This window comes from Mycobacterium sp. UM_11, from assembly GCF_001414075.1.
Taxonomy (GTDB): Bacteria; Actinomycetota; Actinomycetes; order Mycobacteriales; family Mycobacteriaceae; genus Mycobacterium.
Window position 1 is genome coordinate 1 of sequence record NZ_LATC01000031.1, and the last position, 18,374, is coordinate 18,374.

Below are 18,374 nucleotides of genomic sequence, written 5' to 3' on the forward strand. Positions count from 1 at the left end.
AGATGTGTATAAGAGACAGTCCACCGACGGTGTGGGGACCAAACTTGCTGTCGCGCAGGCGATGGACAAGCACGACACCGTCGGCCTGGACCTGGTCGCGATGGTCGTCGACGACCTCGTGGTCTGCGGTGCGGAGCCGCTGTTCCTGCAGGATTACATCGCGGTGGGCCGGACGGTGCCCGAGCGCCTCAGCGCGATCGTCGCGGGCATCGCCGAGGGGTGCGTGCGGGCCGGCTGCGCGTTGCTCGGCGGCGAAACCGCCGAACACCCGGGGCTGATGGAACCGGACCACTACGACATCTCGGCCACCGGCGTCGGCGTCGTCGAGGCCGACGACGTGCTGGGCCCCGAACGCGTCAAGCCCGGCGACACCATCATCGCGATGGGCTCCTCGGGACTGCACTCCAACGGCTACTCGTTGGCCCGCACGGTGCTGCTCGAAATCGACCGGATGAACCTCGCCGGCTATGTCGAGGAGTTCGGCCGCACGCTCGGTGAGGAGCTGCTCGAACCCACCCGGATCTACGCCAAGGACTGCCTGGCGTTGACCGCCGAAACCCATGTCCGCACGTTCTGCCATGTCACCGGCGGCGGCCTGGCGGGCAACCTGCAACGGGTCATCCCGCACGGCCTGGTCGCCGAAATCGACCGCGGGACCTGGACGCCCGCCCCGGTGTTCCCGATGATCGCCCAGCGCGGCCGGGTGACGCGCGAGGAGATGGAGAAGACCTTCAACATGGGCGTGGGTATGGTCGCCATCGTCGCGCCCGAGGACACCGACCGTGCCCTGGCCATCCTGACGGCCCGGCATTTGGACTGCTGGGTGCTGGGGACCGTCGGCAAAGGCGGCAAAGCGGGCCCGCGGGCAAAGCTCGTGGGGCAGCACCCCAGATTTTAGAAACCTGGATCGAAGCTAGCGCCGGGGTTCAGCGACGCCAGTCGTCGCTGTCTTCCCAAGAGTCGTCGGCGCCGTCGTCCGCGAGTTCGGTGGAGTCGTCGCCCGTTCCTGACAACTCGCGCTGAAGCCGCGTGAAGTCGGTTTGCGGGGAACTGTATTTCAGTTCACGAGCAACCTTGGTCTGCTTTGCCTTAGCCCGGCCGCGGCCCATGGGGGAACCCCCTCGCGCAATAACGGAGCGGCCCGAATCAGGCGGCTCCGATCTCTTGGTGTCGTTATTGTCCTGTTGACAGTTTACCGTGCCTTGCGGTTGGGCGTCGGTGCCCCCCGCCGCTGTGGCGGACGTCATCGAGGATTATCTCGCACCGCCCCGCAACCGTTCAACGGCCAGTCTGCCCGCGCCGATCTGTTCCGCCGGCGGCAGCGAATCGGCGTCGATCACCGCAGCGACCGAGGCCTGCGGGCCGGTCGCCAGTTCGGTGTCGGCCGGCACCCCACGCTTGAGCAGCGCCAGGGCCACGGGCCCGAGGTCCACGTGATCCACCACCGTGCCGAGTCGCCCGACGGCGCGCCCACCGGCGAGGACGGGGTCGCCCGTCGCGGGCCGCTCCACCGAGCCGTCGAGGTGCAACAACACCAGCATCCGGGGCGGTCTGCCGAGGTTGTGCACTCGCGCCACGGTCTCCTGCCCGCGATAGCACCCCTTGTCCAGGTGGACGGCGGCACCGATCCAGCCAACCTCGTGCGGAATCGTGCGCTCGTCGGTGTCGACGCCCAGTCGCGGGCGCAGCGCCGCCACCCGGTGGGCCTCGTACGCCCAGACCCCGGCGTGCCGGAGCCCGGCCTGCACCAATCGGTCCTGCCAGGCGGCGGAGTCGGCGCGGGGGACCAGCAGATCCAGTTCAATCTCGTCGGCGGGGGCGCCGGGCATCCGCCGCACGAAGCCACCACCGGCGAGCGGGGCCGCGGTCAGCTCGGCGGGCAGGTCGTCCAGCCCGAGAGCGTCGAGCACCGCCCCGTCGGCCAGCCGCGGCCCCAACAGCGAAAGCACCGCCAGGTCGGCGGCCGCCGGCGCGACATCGGACCAGAAGACCATCTTGCGCAGGTAGTCCAGCAGCGGTTCGCCGCGCCACGGCTCGGTGTCGAGGTAGGTCGTGCCGCCGAGTTCCGTTTGGATCCAATGGTCTTCGACGCGGCCCTGGCCGTCGAGACTGAGGTTCTGCGTGCTGGCGCCGTCGGGGAGATCGCTGACGTGCTGGGTGGAGATGTTATGCAACCACTTCTGCCGCTCACCGCCGGTCAGCGTGAGCACCGCGCGGTGTGATCGGTCGATCACCACCGCGTCGGTTTCGGCCGCGCGCTGCTCACCGAGGGGATCGCCGTAATGCCAGACGGCCCCCGCGTCGGGGCCGGCCTCGGGCGCGGGCACTGCAGAAGACACACGTCAACTCTACGGACTCGGCCGCCGAGCGTGCGGCCAGCCGCACAGCCGCCGCCGAGCGTGCGGCCAGCCGCACGCTCGCGGCTAGGCTTTACCCCCATGGCAGGCCACAGGGGTGTGATCGTCACGCTGGACGGCGAGATCCACCCGCCGGATGCCCCGCTGTTGCACGCCGACGACCTGGCGGCGGTGCGCGGCGACGGCGTCTTCGAGACGCTGCTGGTCCGCGACGGCCGACCCTGCCTTGTCGAGTCCCACCTGCAGCGGCTGACCCACTCGGCACGGCTGACCGACTTGGCGGAGCCGGACCTGCCGGCCTGGCGCAGCGCGATCGAGGTGGCCACCCGGCAATGGGTGGCGGGCACCGACGACGAAGGCGCGATGCGCCTGATCTACAGCCGCGGCCGGGAGAGCGGATCGACGCCCACCGCCTATGTCATGGTCAACGCCGTGCCCGAGCGCGTGACGGCGGTTCGACGCGAGGGGCTGGCCGCGGTGACATTGGCGCGCGGGCTGCCCGCGGCGGGCACCGACGCGATGCCGTGGCTGCTGGCCGGCGCCAAGACGTTGTCCTACGCGGTCAACATGGCCGCCCTGCGGCACGCGGCCCGGCAAGGCGCCGGAGACGTGATCTTCGTCAGCTCGGACGGCTACATCCTGGAAGGCCCGCGCTCGACGGTGGTGATCGCGACCGACGGCTCCGACGGCAACCCGTGCCTGCTGACGCCGCCGCCGTGGTATCCGATTCTGCGTGGCACCACGCAGCAGGCGCTGTTCGAGGTGGCCAGGGCCAAGGGCTACGACTGCGACTATCGCGCGCTGCGGCCCGCCGATCTGGTTGCTGCGCAAGGGATCTGGCTGGTCTCGAGTATGACGCTGGCCGCCCGGGTGCACACGCTCGACGGCCGCCCGCTGCCCCGGTCGCCGTTGGCCGCCGAATTCGCCGCGCTGGTCGACTCGGCGATCGTCAGCGATCGCTGAGCGCTGAATTGTGTTGTCGGCTCGCGGAATCGCGGGTACGGTCGGCCGTACACAAGAAGGGAGGTGGTCCGGGAAATTGATAGCTTCATGGACATGTGAGGTGGCTGCGCGCTAGCAGCAGTGGCTCTCGAATAGCTGGCGATTTACGCGCGCTAGCGAATTCCACGCAGTCACCCGGCCCCCGAGCTTCCGGTCTGTCCAACCAGGAACCTTGCTCGGGGGCCGCGCCATGTCTACGGCCGTTACTGGTTCACCTTCGCCGCGATCTGCCCGGCGAGTTTGCCCGCCTGGCCCGTTTCGGCGTCGGGCCCGCACAGCAGCAGATCGACGACCACACTGGACGCCGCGTGCAGCGCGTGGTGGCAGATCCGGGTTCCGTCCGCTTGGGTCCGCTGCTGGAAAATCTTCGGCGGCGCTCCGGTGACCTCGCCGAACGTCCACCCGCTGCTCTTGCCGTTGAAGCTCACCGTGACCGATTGCCCGGCGCACGCCCTCCACTTGTCCGCCGACAGCTGCACGAACGCGGCGGCCTTCTCCGGGGACGCGAACTCCACGACCGCTTCGTAGAGCCGGTGCGGCGGATTTTCGCCGGCGGTGTGCACGGCCTGCCCGCTCACCGCGGTGTAACCGTCCGCGCCCTTGTAGGCCGCTTCCTCGATGGGTTCGAACGGGCCCTTGCAGTCGGCGTTGGACACCGTCGCCCTCAAGTTGCGCAGTTGCGCGGCTTTCTCGGAGACCACCAGGTTCGGGTCGCCCACCACGGCGCCGACATCGGCGGGGCCGAGCAGATACGAGTCGAGCTTGGAGCCATCCCCGGGATTCGGAACGTTCCCGACATTCGGGGCTGGGTTCGAGCCCGTCTGAACCTGATTCGGGCCGTTGCCCGCCCTGCTGGCGGGCTTGGTCTTGCCGCCCTGCATGGTGAGGACGACGACGATCGCGATTGCCGCGATCACCGCGACGGCGACTCCCCCAATGATGAGCAGCCGCTTGTTGGATCCGCCCGCCGCGGCACCACCGACCGCGGTGGGCGCGGCCTTGGCCGTCGGGCCGCTGGGCTCGGGGGTCGCGGCGGGCCGGGGTGCGACGGCGGTGGTTGCTTCCGCCTCCGCGTCAGCGGCCGGTTTGCTCGACGAACCGCCCTTGGCCTCGATCTCGGCCAGCACATTGTCGATTTCGGTCCGGGTGCGGTAGGTGACGTCGTGGCGCAGGCGCAGCATGCGCAGCAGCTGGGCGATGTCGCCGCGCGCGCTGGGGTCGTCGCCGTCCTCGTCGAATCCCTGGCGCAGTTCGATGAGGAGTTGGGTCTGCTGCTGCGGGCTGAGCTCCTTTTCGGCGAGGGTGTTGCCCAGCCGGGTGATGTAGCCAAACGGCACCGGCGGCTCTTCGGGCAGCGGGTCCGGCAACGGCACCGGCTTGCCCTGCAGGGCGTGCACGGCCGTCACCAGTTGGATGCCGGCGTCCACCGTCGGTTCGCGGTAATCGATGATCTGCAGCGTCGCAAGGGGATTCACGCGCATGCTGTCGATGTCGCCGATCCGAACGGGAAGGATCGGCCGGTTCAGCGCCCGCGCATAACGCAATTCGGCCTGACTCGGCTTGGACTGCAGCCAATTGTTGGACAGCGCGACGATGAACACGTCACACGAGCGGATCTGCTCGAGGATCTTGTTCCACCACGAATCGCCGCCGCCGAGCTCCTGGTCGAACCAAACCTGTTGCTGTGCGCGCCGAAGCGCGGAAGTCAGGGCGTCGACGGTCGCCCTGTCCTGGCTCGAGTAGCTGATGAACAGCGGCATCGCGGTCTCCTACGGGGAGGCGTAGCAAACGAACGGGCGGAATCGGCGCACCCGGCTATTGGGCATGCGCCGATACCGTATCAGTGTCGGGCACCCTCGGACGGCGCAAATCTACTGCTATTCGGGGCGGCGACGGCTAAAAGTCATTCATGGCCGCCGTCTACCGCGGAAGCTTCCTCGGGCGGGTGGAATTCGGCGTAGCGACGCGCGAATTCGGCGCCGGGAACCGGCCACTGCTCGCCCGTGGTTCCGCGCACCACCCAGTCACCTTCCGCCGCGGTCGTGGGCCCCTCCAGGGTGTTCACTGTCTCGCCCGCATGGGCGGGGCGGGCTTGGACCCGTCCTTTCCGCTGCCAGCGCCCGTCGCCGGCGGGCTCGTAGGTGTCCCGAAAGATGTCGTCGCGAACCGACCACACCTTGCCGTCTTCCTGGATCGCCCAGTCGCCGGCGTCGGCGCTCATGGTGTGCCCCGAATCCGACGTCCACGTCCATGGGGCGCTGCGCTGTTCGGCGGTCACCGTTCCCACCCGGGTGAACGACTGCCAGAGCGGGCGCGACCGGAAGCCCAGCTGGCGCAGGCTCCACAGCGTGCCCGCCAGGCTGCGCACCGCGGCGTTGAGCAGGCCCGGGTCGCTCTCCACCACCGACCAGTCGACCAGCTTGTCGTGGACCTTGCGCGAATCGTCGCGCGGTGACCCGTATTTCCACCCGTTGCGGCGGTAGTAGCGGCACCAGTCCTCGTGCTCCGCCCTGGCCATGCTCAACGCCGCGTCCTGGTCGAAGCCCATCAGCGCGAGCTGCTCCAACGGGGGCAGCCCCGCCATTTCGTTGCCGGACAGCTGCGCCGGCGGGCTGCCCCACGTGTTCCACGTGTGCCCGGCGATCTGCTCCACCATCCACAGCGCGTTGCGAACTTGCCGCCGGTTGGACCCGCGGTAGAACTCGTTGAGTTCGGACCACGGCATCGCGGCCGGGGACCGCGGCGCGTCCGGGTCGATCGTCGAGACATACCGCTCGTGGATCAGCCTGGCCGCGCGCTCCCAGGCGTCCTGCACCTGGCCCTCTTGGGTGTCCAGCACCAGCGAGTACGACTGCAACCGCCCGACCACCTGGATCGAGTCGTCACTGATGCTGGTGTTGAGGTCGGAGGCGTAGATGGGCATGTCGGGGAAGCGGGCCGCCAGCCTCGCCGCGGTGGTCGCCGCATGGGAGTCCACGAAGATCACCGCGCTGGTCGCCGGGTCGCCGTCGCCGATCAGCTTCAGCATGGTCGGAACCGTCGGCGCCTCCGCCGTCGCATCGATCGCCGGCCCCTCCGAGGCGAATCCCGCCTGCCGCCGGTAGAACTCGTGATCGGCCAGGTATTCCGCGGCGTCCCTTTCGACCAGCGTGAGGGCGGGCAACGGGACCGCGCCGGACGGCGTGTAGAACTCGCGCTCCAGGGCGCGCTGCGTCAGATCGGCGCACAGGGCCAGGGTCAATTGTGAAGTGCCACAGACCAATACACGCTTGGTTCGGCCCGTCGCGATGATGCTGTCGAGCAGCCTGCCCGCGGTCACCTCGTACTTGCCGACCACGTCGGCCGCCCACCGGGTGTCCGATCCGCCGAACTGCTGCGCCCGCCAGGCCTGGGCCAGCCACGGGTCGTCCATCCGCACAATGAGCGGCAACCGCCGCTTGCGGCCGACCTCGTCGAGCCGGCGGCTGATCAGGTCCAGCCACAACAGGTTGATCGCCGGGTCGGGCGCCATCAGGTAAAGCCGGGACAGGTGGCGCCACAACCGCAGCGAGACCAGGGTGGACGGGTTGTTGAAGTCGACCAGGACCACCCGGGCGCCCTGCCTGCGAGCCCGCTGCACCCGGTCGTCGCTGGCGCCCGTGATGACGACCAGCGTGCTGCGCCGGTCCAGTGTCCGCGCGACGGCGCTGATCATCGATTGGCTGTCGGCGTCGACCCCGACGATGGCCGTGACGGAGTCGGCCAGGTTGGCCCGCAGCCGGTCCACCTGGGACCGGAAGACGCCGACCACGACGCCGCCCAAGCCGGTGAAGATCGCCGACAGGGCGGCGATGCGGGCCAGTTCCAGGCCGACCGGCGTGGGGTTCGGGCAGGTCCGCCCGCTCACCGAGAAGTCGCCGGTGCCGCCCTTGACCAGGCTGGCCGTGGCCATCAGCGGGGTGAACAGGGCCGGATGGTTTGCGTCGTGACACCCCCAGTACGAGGTGAGGCCCAGCAGCGCCGTCAGCGGGACGAGGGCGGCGATCAGGGTGAACGACACGCCCACCACCCGATGGCTGCCGCCCGAGCGGACGGTCAGCACCGACGCCCAGATCAGCACGGTCACGACGATCGCGAGGGTCGGCATCGACCCGGGCCGCCCGAACCACGAAAGGCCCGGCGGCAGCCTGTCGATCAGGGAGGGCTGCAGGTCCAGCACGGCCAAATAGCCGATGAGCAGCAGGCCGACCGCGGTGACACCCCAGCGCAATATGGGCGAGGGTGCCCTCCTGGGACGCATCCGCCGATCTCCCTTCGCGGGGCTGCCCGGACGTCGAACAGTACACGCAAAAGATCGACCGAAGGCAACGATTTCGGGCCGCTGCGCGGCGCCCGGTTGCCCCGGCGGGCAACGGCTCGTCGGCTATCCGGCGTACCGGGAGAGCCGCGCCGAAAGATGGGGTACCAGGCCGCCGTCGGCGTCCACCCGCTCCTCGACGTAGGCCAGGTCGCCGCCCTCGACGATGCCGTAGAGCCGCTTGGCGCCGCCGACCAGCACACCCGATCGGCTGCGGGCCAGCGCATCGGTCACCAGTTCCCACGACGACTGGGTGCGCGGCCGCCCGTAGAACAGCTCGACGTAGCCCGCCGAATGCGCCAACAGCAGCTCGATCGCCTGAGATTCGCTGGGGTCGTCGGGGTCGCTGACAAAGCGCCAGAAGCCCGTCTCGCGCAAGCCGTGTTCCTGGTAGTCGCCCGTCTCGCTGAGCCGCCAGGAGCGGGCTTCCCAGTTGAGGTAGTCGCCGCCGTCGTGCGAGACCACGATCTGCTGACCGAACCGGTAGTCCCCGTCGTGTCCGCGGCCCTCGCCCTCCCCGCGCCACACACCGACCAGCGGCAGCAGGGCCAGCAAGGCGTCGTTCAGATTGGCGCCTTCGCGCAAGTTGGCGGTGTCGGCGGGAACGGGCAGATCATCGAAGGCGGGGATGTTGCGGCCGGCGGTCAACTTGGCGCGCTCAGCGGCGGCGGCCACAGCACGATCGCCGGAGCCCGCGGAACTCAGTGGCTCGTCGCCGGGGGCGGTCACGATTCGTCGGTGATCAGCCGGTACAGCACGTACAGCGCGAACCATGAGATCACCACGACCGCCACGACCAGCATGATCTCGAAGAAAAGCACCACGGGGACAAGTCTATTCGCCCCGGGAGATCCCGGTCAGGGCAGCCGGGGTCTCAGGCGATCTTGACGTCGACCTCGTGGATGCCGGCACCCGACGGGCTGACCACGGCGTTGCCGTTGCCGGCCGCCGACAGCGCGCGCAGCGTCCAGGATCCCGGCGCGGCGAAGAACCGGAAGTCGCCCGTGGCGGACGCGACGACCTCGGCCGTGAACTCGTCCGACGAGTCGAGCAAGCGGACGAACGCGCCGCCCACCGCCTGGCCGTCACTGTCCACGACGCGGCCGGTGATCACGGTTTCCTTCTCCAAGTCGACGCTGGCGGGCAGCGTCACTCCTTGTTTCGGGGCAGAGCACATATCAGCTTCCCAACTCGATCGGGGCACCCACCAGGGAGCCGTATTCCGTCCAACTTCCGTCGTAGTTCTTGACGTTTTTGTGGCCGAGTAATTCCCGGAGCACGAACCAGGTGTGCGACGACCGCTCGCCGATCCGGCAGTACGCGATCGTTTCCTTGGTGCCGTCCAGCCCGGCGGCGGCGTAGAGCTTGGCCAACTCCTCGTCGGACTTGAAGGTGCCGTCCTCGTTGGCGGCCTTGCTCCAAGGCACGTTGATCGCCGCGGGAATGTGGCCGGGCCGCTGGCTCTGCTCCTGCGGGAGGTGCGCCGGCGCCAGGATCTTGCCCGAGAACTCGTCCGGCGAACGCACGTCGACCAGGTTCTTTTCGTTGATCGCCGCGATCACCTCGTCGCGGAACGCCCGGATGCTGTTGTCCGGGGCCGCGGCGGTGTACGAGGTGGCCGGCCTGCTCACGGCGTCGCGGGACAGCGCGCGCCCGTCGAGCTCCCACTTCTTGCGTCCGCCGTCGAGCAGCTTGACGTCGACGTGGCCGTACAGCTTGAAATACCAGTAGGCGTAGGCGGCGAACCAGTTGTTGTTGCCGCCGTAGAGGATCACGGTGTCGTCGTTGGCGACGCCGCGTTCGCTGAGCAGCTTCGAGAATTGCTGCGCGTCGACGAAGTCACGCTTGACCGGGTCCTGCAGATCGGAGCGCCAGTCCAGCCTGATCGCGCCGGGGATGTGGCCGGTGTCGTATGCGCTGGTGTCCTCGTCGACCTCGACGAAGACGACACCGGCGGCGTCGAGATTGCTCTCGGCCCAGTCCGCGGAGACCAGGACGTCGGAGCGTGCCATGCGGGGGATCCTTTCGATCGCTTTGAAATGAACAGTTCAGGCGGTGCGCGCGGCGCCTCTCAAACGCGCGACCAAGGGGTAGAGCTGGCAGCCGAGGCAGATGCCGAAGGCGGCATTGAGGAATGCCGCGACGAGCGCGGCGGCGGTGGCGATCACGCCGACCAGGAAGGCGCCCGCGGCGAATGCGGCGACGCCCACGACGGCGAAGATCAGGCCGACAAGCTGCGCGAACTTCAGCGGGGCGACCGGTTCGCGCTCCCGGACGGGCCCGATGCGGGGCGCGACGAAGCGCGCGAAGACGCGCCCGTACGGGTGCTTGCGGGGGCCACCGACGGCCCCGACGGCGAAGATGACGGCCTGGATCCCCAGAACGACCGCCGCCGCCAGCGGGCTGGCGGCGGATACGGCGAGGGTGATCACCAAGACCACCGTGGTGACCCAGGCGGCGAACCTCGGTCCGCGCACGTCGACGACGTCTTGCTGGGTGGCGGTGTTGCTCGGCACGGTACTACTCCTGGATACGCCTGTTGCTTATGGGAACGAACGACGGGAGACGGGCCTCGGTGACGTTCCGGGGCTGCCCTGAGTGCTTACGCGAAAGCGCGCGGCGACTCAGCAGCTACAGCGACAGCAACAGCCCGCGGTGCGGCACAGATCGACTGCGCGGCGTTGGGTGAGCATGGGCTCAATGCGGGCTTGCACGTCGGCAAGCTTACCGAATGACCGACGGCGATCAAATCCGCGGCGGCGGCCGCTGACGCAGGTACACCGGTCACGACTGCTTGAAGCCGTCCAGATCGACGGTCACGCGATAGCTGATGCCCTCGATGATGACGTCGGAGCCGCGCGCCCCCTCGGTCTTCGGCGCCACCCCGAACGGAAGCCGCTGGTTGGGCACCCGGGTGCTGAAGGCCCGTAGCACCGCATCCCGCTTGTTGTCCGGAACGGCTTGGTCCGCGGTATCGGCCCCGGTCAGGACGCCGGTCGGCGTGATCACCAGCGTCGTCGGATCGTCGGGGGCGATGGAGAGGTCCACCGAGACGCTGACCCGGTGCTCGAAGTCGATCGAGTGCGGCGTGCCGCTGAACACCAGGCCGTGGCTGTCGGAGATGCCCGACGCGGTGACCCCGCCGGTTGCGGTGTTGGTTTCCTTTGGCGGCGCTTCGACCATCAGGTCGCTGATGCCCATGTAGCGGCCCAAATGCGTCGAGTCGATGATGATGCGGCTCTCGAGTTTGCCGACGGGCAGCTTCGCTTCGGGCCCGATCAGCCAGGAGGTGTGGGTCAGGTCGACCGAGTACATCGTGGCCTCGAGGGTGGCCTTACCGACCGTGGCGTGGTCGACGGCGTTGGCCTTGATCTCCAGCTGGTTGTAATGGTGGCGCATCGCCTGCGGGATGAAGGGGAACGCCACGATGGCCACGAACGGGTCGGACCTCAGGCTGGCCGCTTTGCGCACGCTGCACGACAGCCGGTATTCGGCGTAGATGCTGCTCCCGTAGTCGACGCCGAAGGCGCCGAGGACGACCACGACCACGGCGATCGCCACCGCCGCCAGCCCGATCAGGACCTTGCGCACCCGCATATTGTGGCGTAACCCTGTTCCCGGGACGACGACGGGCCGCCCGGGTGGTGGGGCTCACACTGCGGTCGTCGCCACGCAGAAATGGCAGGTGGCAAGTTATCGTTAGGTGACCTGGCAACTAACGCGTCGTTGCGTTGCGAATTGTGAAGATGCCGTTCCCCCGAGTTGGAGGGGCTAGTTGGAGCTATTACTGCTTACCTCGGAGCTGCATCCCGACCCGGTCCTGCCGTCGTTGTCGCTGCTGCCCCACACCGTCCGTACGGCGCCGGCGGAACCGTCCTCGTTGCTCGAGGCGGGGACGGCGGACGCCGTGCTCGTGGACGCGCGCACCGATCTGTCGTCCGCGCGAGGGCTTTGCCGGCTGCTGAGCACGGCCGGCCGATCCGTGCCCGTCCTGGCGGTCGTCAGCGAGGGTGGCCTGGTCGCGGTCAGCGCGGACTGGGGCCTGGACGAGATCTTGCTGCCGAGCACGGGCCCCGCCGAGATCGACGCGCGGTTGCGGCTGGTGATCGGGCGCCGCGGCGGGCTGGCCGACCACGAGAGCGCCGGCAAGGTGAGCCTGGGTGAGCTGGTGATCGACGAGGGCACCTACACCGCGAGGCTGCGGGGGCGCCCGCTCGACCTGACCTACAAAGAGTTCGAGCTGCTCAAGTACCTGGCCCAGCACGCGGGGCGGGTGTTCACCCGCGCGCAGCTGCTGCACGAGGTGTGGGGATACGACTTCTTCGGCGGCACCCGCACCGTCGACGTGCACGTGCGCCGACTCCGCGCCAAACTCGGCCCCGAATACGAGGCGTTGATCGGCACCGTCCGCAACGTCGGATACAAGGCCGTCCGGCCCGCCCGCGGTCGCGCACCGATCGCGGGCCCCAATGAGGATGACGGCGTCGACGACGTCGAGTCCGAGCCCGAAGAACTGCCAGAGCCGCTGGGCGACCCGTTGCGCAGTCAGTGACCGCACCCGTCTGGCGCTCGACGCTGACCGCGGACGAGCAGCGGCAAGTGCGGGAACTCGTCACGGCCGCAACGGGATTCGATGGCGTGGCGCCGGTCGGCGAACAGGTGCTGCGCGAGCTTGCGCACGACCGCAGCGCGCATCTGCTCATCACCGAGGCCGACGAGATCGTCGGTTACCTCAATCTTTCGCCCGATGCCGCTATGGCCGAACTCGTGGTGCAACCGCGGCTGCGCCGGCGTGGCTTCGGGACGGCGCTGGCGCGGTCGGCGTTGGCCAAGACCGCCGAGCGCAACCGGTTCTGGGCGCACGGCACCCTCGAACCGGCGCGGGCCACCGCCTCCGCGCTCGGTCTGGTGCCGGTGCGCGAACTGCTGCAGATGCGGCGCACGCTGCGGGACACGCACGGCCTGATTCGCCCCGTGCCCGGCGTGCGCGTCCGCACGTACGCCGGCAGCGGCGATGACGCCGAGCTGTTGCGCGTCAACAACGCCGCCTTCGCCGACCACCCCGAGCAGGGCGGCTGGACCGAAGCCCAGCTGGCCGAGCGGCGCAACGACCCGTGGTTCGACCCGGCCGGTTTGTTCCTCGCGTTCGACGACTCCGGCGGCGACGAGGCGGGCCAATTGCTGGGCTTCCACTGGACCAAGGTGCACACCGATGAAGGCGGCCTGGGGGAGGTCTACGTCGTCGGCGTCGATCCCTCCGCACAGGGTCGGGGTTTGGGGCAGATGCTGACGGCCGTCGGCATCGCGTCGTTGGCGGACCGGCTGGCCGACGCCCCCGAGCCGACCGTCTTGCTGTACGTGGAGTCGGAGAACGTCGCCGCCGTGCGCACCTATCAGCGCCTGGGCTTCAGCACCTACAGCGTGGACACCGCCTACGCGGTCGCCGCCGACTGACCCGAGCGCGCCCCGCACCCCGTTGTTCACCTGCTTTTGGTAGTGAGACCCGCGGCGAAGCATATTTCGCCGCGACCTGGCAACCTGTTGGGGGGTTGGGTCGGCGAGTGCGTCAGGAAGCGGGTTCGGTGAGGCTCGACAGGGGAGGCAGAGCGCTGACCGCGCTCGCCGCGGTGGCGGCGATCGGTGGTGGCGCGATGACCGGCTGTGGGGGTGACCAGAACCGCCACGCCGCGTCGCCGGCGGCGGCCTCCGGGCCGACGGGCACGGCCGGCTGTAGCGGCAAGAACAACCTGACGGCGGAGGGCTCGACGGCACAGCAAAACGCGATGGCGCTGTTCAACCAGGTCTGGGGCCAGTACTGCCCGGGCAAGAGCGTGTCATACAACCCGACCGGTTCCGGGGCCGGGCGCGAGCAGTTCATCGCCGGCCATGTCGACTTCGCGGGCGCCGACTCCCCGCTGGCCGCCGGCCAGATCGGCCCGGCCGCCGCCCGCTGCGACGGGAACCCGGCGTGGGACCTGCCGCTGGTGTTCGGACCGATCGCGTTGGTCTACAACCTTGCCGGGATCCCGCCGCTGGTGGTCAGCAGTGACGCGCTGGCCAAGATCTTCAGTGGGCGGATCACCGCCTGGAACGACCCGATCCTGGTGGCTCTCAACCCCGGCGTCCCGCTGCCCAACACCAAGATCACCCCGATCTACCGGATGGATTCGTCGGGAACCACGGACAACCTGCAGAAATATCTGACGGCCGCCGCGCCGCAGAGTTGGACCAAGGGCGTCGGCAACGAGTTCCAGGGCGGGGTGGGCGAGGGGGCCACGAAGTCTGCCGGTGTCGTTCAGGCCGTGCGGGGCATGCCGGGCGCCATCGGGTACGTCGAGAAGGGCTTCGCCGACCAGGCCGGCATGCCCTACGCCCAGATCGGCACCAACAAGGGTGCCGTCATCCCGCTCACCACCGAGACGGCCGGTAATGCCGTCCGTGCGGCCAATTTCGTGGCCGACGGCAACGACCTGGTGCTCGATCTCAATCCGATGTACGCCTCTCAGGAGCCGGGCGTCTACCCGTTGCTCATGGCGACGTACGAGATTGTGTGCTCGAAGGGCTCCGACCCCGACACCACCGGGGCCATCAAGTCGTTCCTCACGGTGGCCGCCGGCAGCGGCCAGGCCGATCTGCCATCGGCCGGCTATGTGCCGCTGCCCGACAAGGTCAAAGAGCGACTGGTTGCCACGATCAACGCCCTGCAGTGACGGCTTGGACCAGGCATTGCGGCGCGAGGGGACGTTACCGGGCATGATGTACATCCGGGACCGGCGCCGACGCCGGTGTGAACCCGCTCCCCGCCGAGCGGTTGTGGGGGGCCGCCCCAACCCTCATCCTGGTGTTCGCCACCATCAAAACAGCGGGGCCCGGGTCGGAGCGGATTCGGTGGCACGAAGAAGGCATAGGCAGGAGCAGTAAGAGTGGCCAAACGGTTGGACCTCAAGGCCGTCAACATCTACTACGGTGCGTTCCACGCGGTCGCGGATGTGACGCTGTCCATCCTGCCGCGCAGCGTCACGGCGTTCATCGGCCCGTCGGGTTGCGGCAAGACGACGGTGCTGCGCACGCTCAACCGGATGCACGAGGTGGTCCCCGGCGGACGGGTGGACGGCAACGTGCTCCTGGACGACGAGGACATCTACGGCGCCGGCGTTGACCCCGTCGGTGTGCGCCGGGCAATCGGGATGGTGTTCCAGCGGCCGAATCCGTTCCCCGCCATGTCGATTCGTGACAACGTGGTGGCCGGCCTGAAGCTGCAGGGGGTGCGCAACCGCAAGGTGCTCGACGAGACCGCCGAATACTCGTTGCGCGGCGCGAACCTGTGGGATGAGGTCAAGGACCGGTTGGACCGGCCGGGCGGCGGATTGTCCGGAGGCCAGCAGCAGCGGTTGTGCATCGCGCGGGCGATCGCGGTGCAGCCCGACGTGCTTCTGATGGACGAGCCGTGCTCCGCGCTGGATCCGATCTCGACGATGGCCATCGAGGAATTGATCAGCGAGCTCAAGCAGGACTACACCATCGTCATCGTCACCCACAACATGCAGCAGGCAGCCCGAGTCAGCGACTACACCGCGTTCTTCAACCTGGAAGCCGTCGGGAAGCCGGGGCGGTTGATCGAGGTCGACGACACCGAGAAGATCTTCTCCAACCCCAGCCAGAAGGCCACCGAGGATTACATCTCCGGCCGCTTCGGCTGAGGCGGGCGCGTTTTCGCTTACTGCGAGGCGGGTTTCGCTTCTTCTTCGGGCAGCCTGCCGGTCGCCTGGAAGATGACCCGCCTCGCCACCTCGACGGCGTGGTCGGCGAAGCGCTCGTAGAACCGGCCCAGCAGGGTCACGTCGACGGCGGCCGCCACACCGTACTTCCACTCGCGGTCCATCAACACCGAGAACAGATGGCGGTGCAGATCGTCCATGGCGTCGTCCTCTTCGCGGATCCGGGCGGCCTTCTCCGGATCGCGGGACATCACCACCTCTTGCGCGCTGTTGCCCAATTCGACTGCCACCCTGCCCATTTCGGCGAAGTACCCGTTGACCTCTTCGGGCAGCGCGTGCTGCGGATGCCGGCGGCGAGCGATCTTCGCGACGTGCAGGGCCAGCGCACCCATCCGGTCGATGTCCGCCACCATTTGAATCGCGCTCACGATCGACCTCAGATCACCGGCGACCGGCGCCTGCAAGGCCAGCAGCACGAAGGCGCTTTCCTCGGCTTGGGCGCTCAGCGCCGCGATCTTTTCGTGGTCGCTGATGACCTGTTCGGCCAGCACCAGGTCGGCCTGCAACAGGGCTTGGGTGGCCCGCTCCATCGCGATGCCCGCCAGCCCGCACATCTCGCCCAGTCGCTCGGATAGCTCCGCGAGCTGCTCGTGGTAGGCGGTCCGCATGTCGCCAAGCCTACGTTCTCGGCGCGGAAAAGGGGCGGTGGAGCGCCGCCAAATGCGCTTATTCGCAGGTGGTGTCGGCGGCGTTGGTGACGGTCAGGTCCTCGGGGAGCTTGGCCGGGGCGCTGCCGGAGCCGCGTTCGATCTGCAGGCTGATCGACGACCCGCTCGGTTGCGGAGTGGCGACCGACTTGAAGTCGGGTCCGAGCACCACCTGCACCACCTGGCCGTAGCCGGAGACGCGCTGCACCTTCGCGTTGGTGAACGAGGACGCGACGGTCGCCGCGGCCTGCTCGTTGCCGGGCGAGAACAACACGGTCGTGGTGTTGACGGAGCTCGGGTAGTCGTCCGGCGTCATCACGTTGAAGCCGCTGCGCTTGAGCTGGCTGGTCGCGGTGGCCGCCAGCCCGCTTTGCGTCGTGGCGTTGGAGACCCGCACGGTGACGTCGCCCGGGGTGGTCGTGGTGACCTGTTCCTGTCGGGGCTCGGGCGGCGCGGTCGGTGCCGGCGCCTTCTTGGTGGCGGGCGCCTTCGTCTGCCCCGATTTCTCGTCGGAGGTTCCGAGATTCTTTGCGTTCTGGTCGTTTTCCTCGGGCAGCGGATCATCGTTGATGATGGCGTCGAACAACGCGCGCATGTCCGCCATGCGCGGCGGCTCGTCGCCGTTCTGATCGGTGACGCCGGTCGGCACGGTGACGAACGTGACGTGCCCGGCCGCCATGCCCTGCAACGACTGGCCGAGCTGGATCAGGTCCTTCGACTGCACGTTGTCGACGATGGTGTCGCTAATGAACATGTTGACCACGCTGTTGAGCTTGTTGAGGTCCAGCAGCGTGTCCTCGGAGATCAGCGAACGCAGCAGCGACGACAGGAACAGCTGCTGGCGTTTGATGCGGCCGTAGTCCCCGTTGGTTTCTGTGGTGACCTGCCGGGCCCGCACGTAGTTGAGGGCGGTCGGGCCGTCCAGGACCTGGCGGCCGCCGTGTTCGAGCACGGTGCCCAACTCGTAGTCGTGCAGCGCGGTTTTCGAGCACACCTCGACGCCGCCCAGCGCGTCGACCATCTTGGCGAACCCGGAGAAGTCGACGGCGATGAAGCGGTTGATGCTCAACCCGGACAGCTTCTGGATTTCCTTCACCAGGCATTTCGGCCCGCCGAAGGCGAATGCGGAGTTCAGCTTGGTCTCGGTGTAGACCATCTTCGGGCCCCAGGTCTTGGTCTTCGCGTCGTAGAGGGGCCCGTATTTGCCCGTGTCCGGGTTCCACGCCTCGCATTGCATCGGGGTGATCGCCAGGTCGCGCGGGAACGACACCGCCACCACGCGTTTGCGGTTGGCCGGGATGTTGACCAGCATCACCGTGTCCGACCGCGCGCCGCCGGCGTCCTCGGTGTCGCCGGCGCCCATGTTGGCGTTGTCGCCGGCGCGCGAATCCATGCCGACGATCAGGAAGTCTTCGTCGCCGTATTGCCCGTTGCGGTCGCGAATGTCATCCGAACCCTGGTCGAGGGCGCTGATGGTGTTGAGCCGCGCGTTCTTCGACGTGCTCCACTGCCACGCCCCGCCGGTCATGGCCACGGCGAGCACGGCGAGCAGCGCGGCCACCGAACGCCCCGCCAGCAGTATCGGCCGGTGGCGGCGGCCCGCTTTCCCCCCGCCGGCGGCAGGCGCCCCATCCGAGGCGGGCTCGTCGTCGCTGCGGTGGTCGGACAGGTCGGGGAGTTCGGAGACCGCATCCAGCGAGTAGGCGAGGTCCTCGATCACCTGCGTCTGCTGCAGCTCTACCGGCACGCCCGGTGCGGGCTCGGCGGGCTCTTTCTCGGGCTCGGCGCGGCGGTGCGTGGACCGGCCGGTCTGCGGCGCACCGAGTTTGGCGATCAGATCGGCGACGCTGAGCCCGCCCCCGGTGTGGGACCCGGAATCGTCCTCATCGTCGGCCTGCGGCGGGAGGGCATCTACCGTGGTCTCGGCCTGCCAGAGATGGCGGCTGTCGTCGGACGGGGGCTCCGAGAACCGCTCCCACGGGGCGGCGCCCAGCGCTGCCCGCCGAGCGCCGCGAGTGGCGTCGTCCTCGGCGTCACTCATGTCCTACCGGCCTCCGAAGCTCCGATGCAGATGTCAGCGTGTCCGTGCAAATGCCGCCAGCGCTTGGAGTGTCAGCGCTGCGGCTCCTGCCACCCGTGGGCCGCACTCCTTTGTCGCGGTCGGGTGGCGGCGCGTTACCGATCCGCAGGAACGCGCAATGCGGCAAGGTCCACATGGTACTGAGTAATCGGTCGAGACGCGATTTCGAGCGGT

General features: G+C 68.7%; 18 protein-coding genes and 1 pseudogene. 7 read left to right on the forward strand and 12 right to left on the reverse strand.

Annotated elements, in window-relative coordinates:
- A partial coding sequence (purM, locus tag WU80_RS10340) for a phosphoribosylformylglycinamidine cyclo-ligase (RefSeq protein WP_055405755.1) occupies positions 1–898 on the forward strand: 898 nt, incomplete at its 5' end.
- A 28-nt stretch (positions 899–926) separates the two neighbouring features.
- On the opposite strand, the gene WU80_RS10345 is transcribed toward purM, so the two are convergent.
- Positions 927–1,109, reverse strand: a complete 183-nt coding sequence (locus tag WU80_RS10345) for a DUF3073 domain-containing protein (protein ID WP_055403512.1) — start codon at positions 1,107–1,109, stop codon at positions 927–929.
- A gap of 144 nt (positions 1,110–1,253) precedes the next feature.
- Positions 1,254–2,339 (reverse strand): folate-binding protein YgfZ, encoded by a 1,086-nt coding sequence (locus WU80_RS10350; protein WP_055403511.1) that lies wholly within the window; start codon positions 2,337–2,339, stop codon positions 1,254–1,256.
- Positions 2,340–2,456: 117 nt separating this feature from the next.
- Between WU80_RS10350 and WU80_RS10355 the strand changes: the two genes are divergently transcribed.
- Positions 2,457–3,320: an aminodeoxychorismate lyase gene (locus WU80_RS10355; RefSeq protein WP_156349569.1), complete on the forward strand. Its 864-nt coding sequence runs from the start codon at positions 2,457–2,459 to the stop codon at positions 3,318–3,320.
- Positions 3,321–3,562: 242 nt separating this feature from the next.
- On the opposite strand, the gene WU80_RS10360 is transcribed toward WU80_RS10355, so the two are convergent.
- The 8 genes from WU80_RS10360 to lmeA all read right to left on the reverse strand — a co-directional run bounded on the left by WU80_RS10360 (position 3,563) and on the right by lmeA (position 11,292).
- Entirely contained in the window at positions 3,563–5,119 is a 1,557-nt protein-coding gene (locus WU80_RS10360; protein WP_055403509.1) for a sensor domain-containing protein, read from the reverse strand.
- A gap of 143 nt (positions 5,120–5,262) precedes the next feature.
- Positions 5,263–7,638 carry a hypothetical protein gene (locus WU80_RS10365; RefSeq protein ID WP_055403508.1) on the reverse strand — a complete coding sequence of 792 codons (2,376 nt, stop codon included), beginning with the start codon at positions 7,636–7,638 and terminating at the stop codon, positions 5,263–5,265.
- Between the two features lie 123 nt (positions 7,639–7,761).
- Positions 7,762–8,424 (reverse strand): FABP family protein, encoded by a 663-nt coding sequence (locus tag WU80_RS10370; RefSeq protein WP_055403507.1) that lies wholly within the window; start codon positions 8,422–8,424, stop codon positions 7,762–7,764.
- Between the two features lie 145 nt (positions 8,425–8,569).
- Complete coding sequence (locus WU80_RS10375) at positions 8,570–8,872, reverse strand: DUF1416 domain-containing protein (protein ID WP_055403506.1); 303 nt, start codon at positions 8,870–8,872, stop codon at positions 8,570–8,572.
- 1 nt (position 8,873) lies between these two features.
- The gene (locus WU80_RS10380) at positions 8,874–9,707 is read right to left on the reverse strand and encodes a sulfurtransferase (RefSeq protein ID WP_055403505.1); all 834 of its coding nucleotides are present in this window, start codon (positions 9,705–9,707) and stop codon (positions 8,874–8,876) included.
- 36 nt (positions 9,708–9,743) lie between these two features.
- Positions 9,744–10,211 carry a DUF4395 domain-containing protein gene (locus tag WU80_RS10385; protein WP_055403504.1) on the reverse strand — a complete coding sequence of 156 codons (468 nt, stop codon included), beginning with the start codon at positions 10,209–10,211 and terminating at the stop codon, positions 9,744–9,746.
- A 108-nt stretch (positions 10,212–10,319) separates the two neighbouring features.
- Positions 10,320–10,409, reverse strand: coding sequence for an Ms5788A family Cys-rich leader peptide (locus tag WU80_RS26645; protein ID WP_369808509.1), 90 nt, complete (start codon positions 10,407–10,409; stop codon positions 10,320–10,322).
- A gap of 70 nt (positions 10,410–10,479) precedes the next feature.
- Complete coding sequence (gene lmeA, locus WU80_RS10390) at positions 10,480–11,292, reverse strand: mannan chain length control protein LmeA (protein ID WP_055403503.1); 813 nt, start codon at positions 11,290–11,292, stop codon at positions 10,480–10,482.
- Between the two features lie 178 nt (positions 11,293–11,470).
- Here lmeA and WU80_RS10395 point away from each other — a divergent pair, with 178 nt between their 5' ends.
- From WU80_RS10395 to pstB, 5 genes and pseudogenes are all read left to right on the forward strand, one after another.
- Positions 11,471–12,247 carry a response regulator transcription factor gene (locus WU80_RS10395; protein WP_055403502.1) on the forward strand — a complete coding sequence of 259 codons (777 nt, stop codon included), beginning with the start codon at positions 11,471–11,473 and terminating at the stop codon, positions 12,245–12,247.
- Positions 12,244–13,149 (forward strand): mycothiol synthase, encoded by a 906-nt coding sequence (gene mshD, locus WU80_RS10400; protein ID WP_055403501.1) that lies wholly within the window; start codon positions 12,244–12,246, stop codon positions 13,147–13,149. Before WU80_RS10395 ends, mshD begins: the two co-directional genes overlap by 4 nt.
- Positions 13,150–13,277: 128 nt before the next feature.
- Entirely contained in the window at positions 13,278–14,405 is a 1,128-nt protein-coding gene (pstS, locus tag WU80_RS10405; protein WP_055403500.1) for a phosphate ABC transporter substrate-binding protein PstS, read from the forward strand.
- Between the two features lie 28 nt (positions 14,406–14,433).
- A pseudogene (locus WU80_RS26360) lies at positions 14,434–14,551 on the forward strand (phosphate ABC transporter, permease protein PstA); the annotation flags it as partial.
- Between the two features lie 67 nt (positions 14,552–14,618).
- The gene (pstB, locus tag WU80_RS10410) at positions 14,619–15,395 is read left to right on the forward strand and encodes a phosphate ABC transporter ATP-binding protein PstB (RefSeq protein WP_055403499.1); all 777 of its coding nucleotides are present in this window, start codon (positions 14,619–14,621) and stop codon (positions 15,393–15,395) included.
- A gap of 17 nt (positions 15,396–15,412) precedes the next feature.
- Here pstB and phoU read toward each other — a convergent pair whose 3' ends face one another.
- Together phoU and WU80_RS10420 are read right to left on the reverse strand one after the other, a co-directional pair.
- Positions 15,413–16,081 carry a phosphate signaling complex protein PhoU gene (gene phoU / locus WU80_RS10415; RefSeq protein WP_055403498.1) on the reverse strand — a complete coding sequence of 223 codons (669 nt, stop codon included), beginning with the start codon at positions 16,079–16,081 and terminating at the stop codon, positions 15,413–15,415.
- A gap of 58 nt (positions 16,082–16,139) precedes the next feature.
- Positions 16,140–18,161 (reverse strand): LCP family protein, encoded by a 2,022-nt coding sequence (locus WU80_RS10420; RefSeq protein ID WP_055403497.1) that lies wholly within the window; start codon positions 18,159–18,161, stop codon positions 16,140–16,142.
- Positions 18,162–18,374: the final 213 nt, after the last annotated feature.

What these genes read in the sequence shown, in the direction of transcription:
- WU80_RS10345 (WP_055403512.1), bottom strand. Translation starts at nt 1,109, where the DNA reads ATGGGCCGCGGCCGGGCTAAGGCAAAGCAGACCAAGGTTGCTCGTGAA.
- WU80_RS10360 (WP_055403509.1), bottom strand. Translation starts at nt 5,119, where the DNA reads ATGCCGCTGTTCATCAGCTACTCGAGCCAGGACAGGGCGACCGTCGAC.
- WU80_RS10365 (WP_055403508.1), bottom strand. Translation starts at nt 7,638, where the DNA reads ATGCGTCCCAGGAGGGCACCCTCGCCCATATTGCGCTGGGGTGTCACC.
- WU80_RS10375 (WP_055403506.1), bottom strand. Translation starts at nt 8,872, where the DNA reads ATGTGCTCTGCCCCGAAACAAGGAGTGACGCTGCCCGCCAGCGTCGAC.
- WU80_RS10380 (WP_055403505.1), bottom strand. Translation starts at nt 9,707, where the DNA reads ATGGCACGCTCCGACGTCCTGGTCTCCGCGGACTGGGCCGAGAGCAAT.
- lmeA (WP_055403503.1), bottom strand. Translation starts at nt 11,292, where the DNA reads ATGCGGGTGCGCAAGGTCCTGATCGGGCTGGCGGCGGTGGCGATCGCC.
- phoU (WP_055403498.1), bottom strand. Translation starts at nt 16,081, where the DNA reads ATGCGGACCGCCTACCACGAGCAGCTCGCGGAGCTATCCGAGCGACTG.
- WU80_RS10420 (WP_055403497.1), bottom strand. Translation starts at nt 18,161, where the DNA reads ATGAGTGACGCCGAGGACGACGCCACTCGCGGCGCTCGGCGGGCAGCG.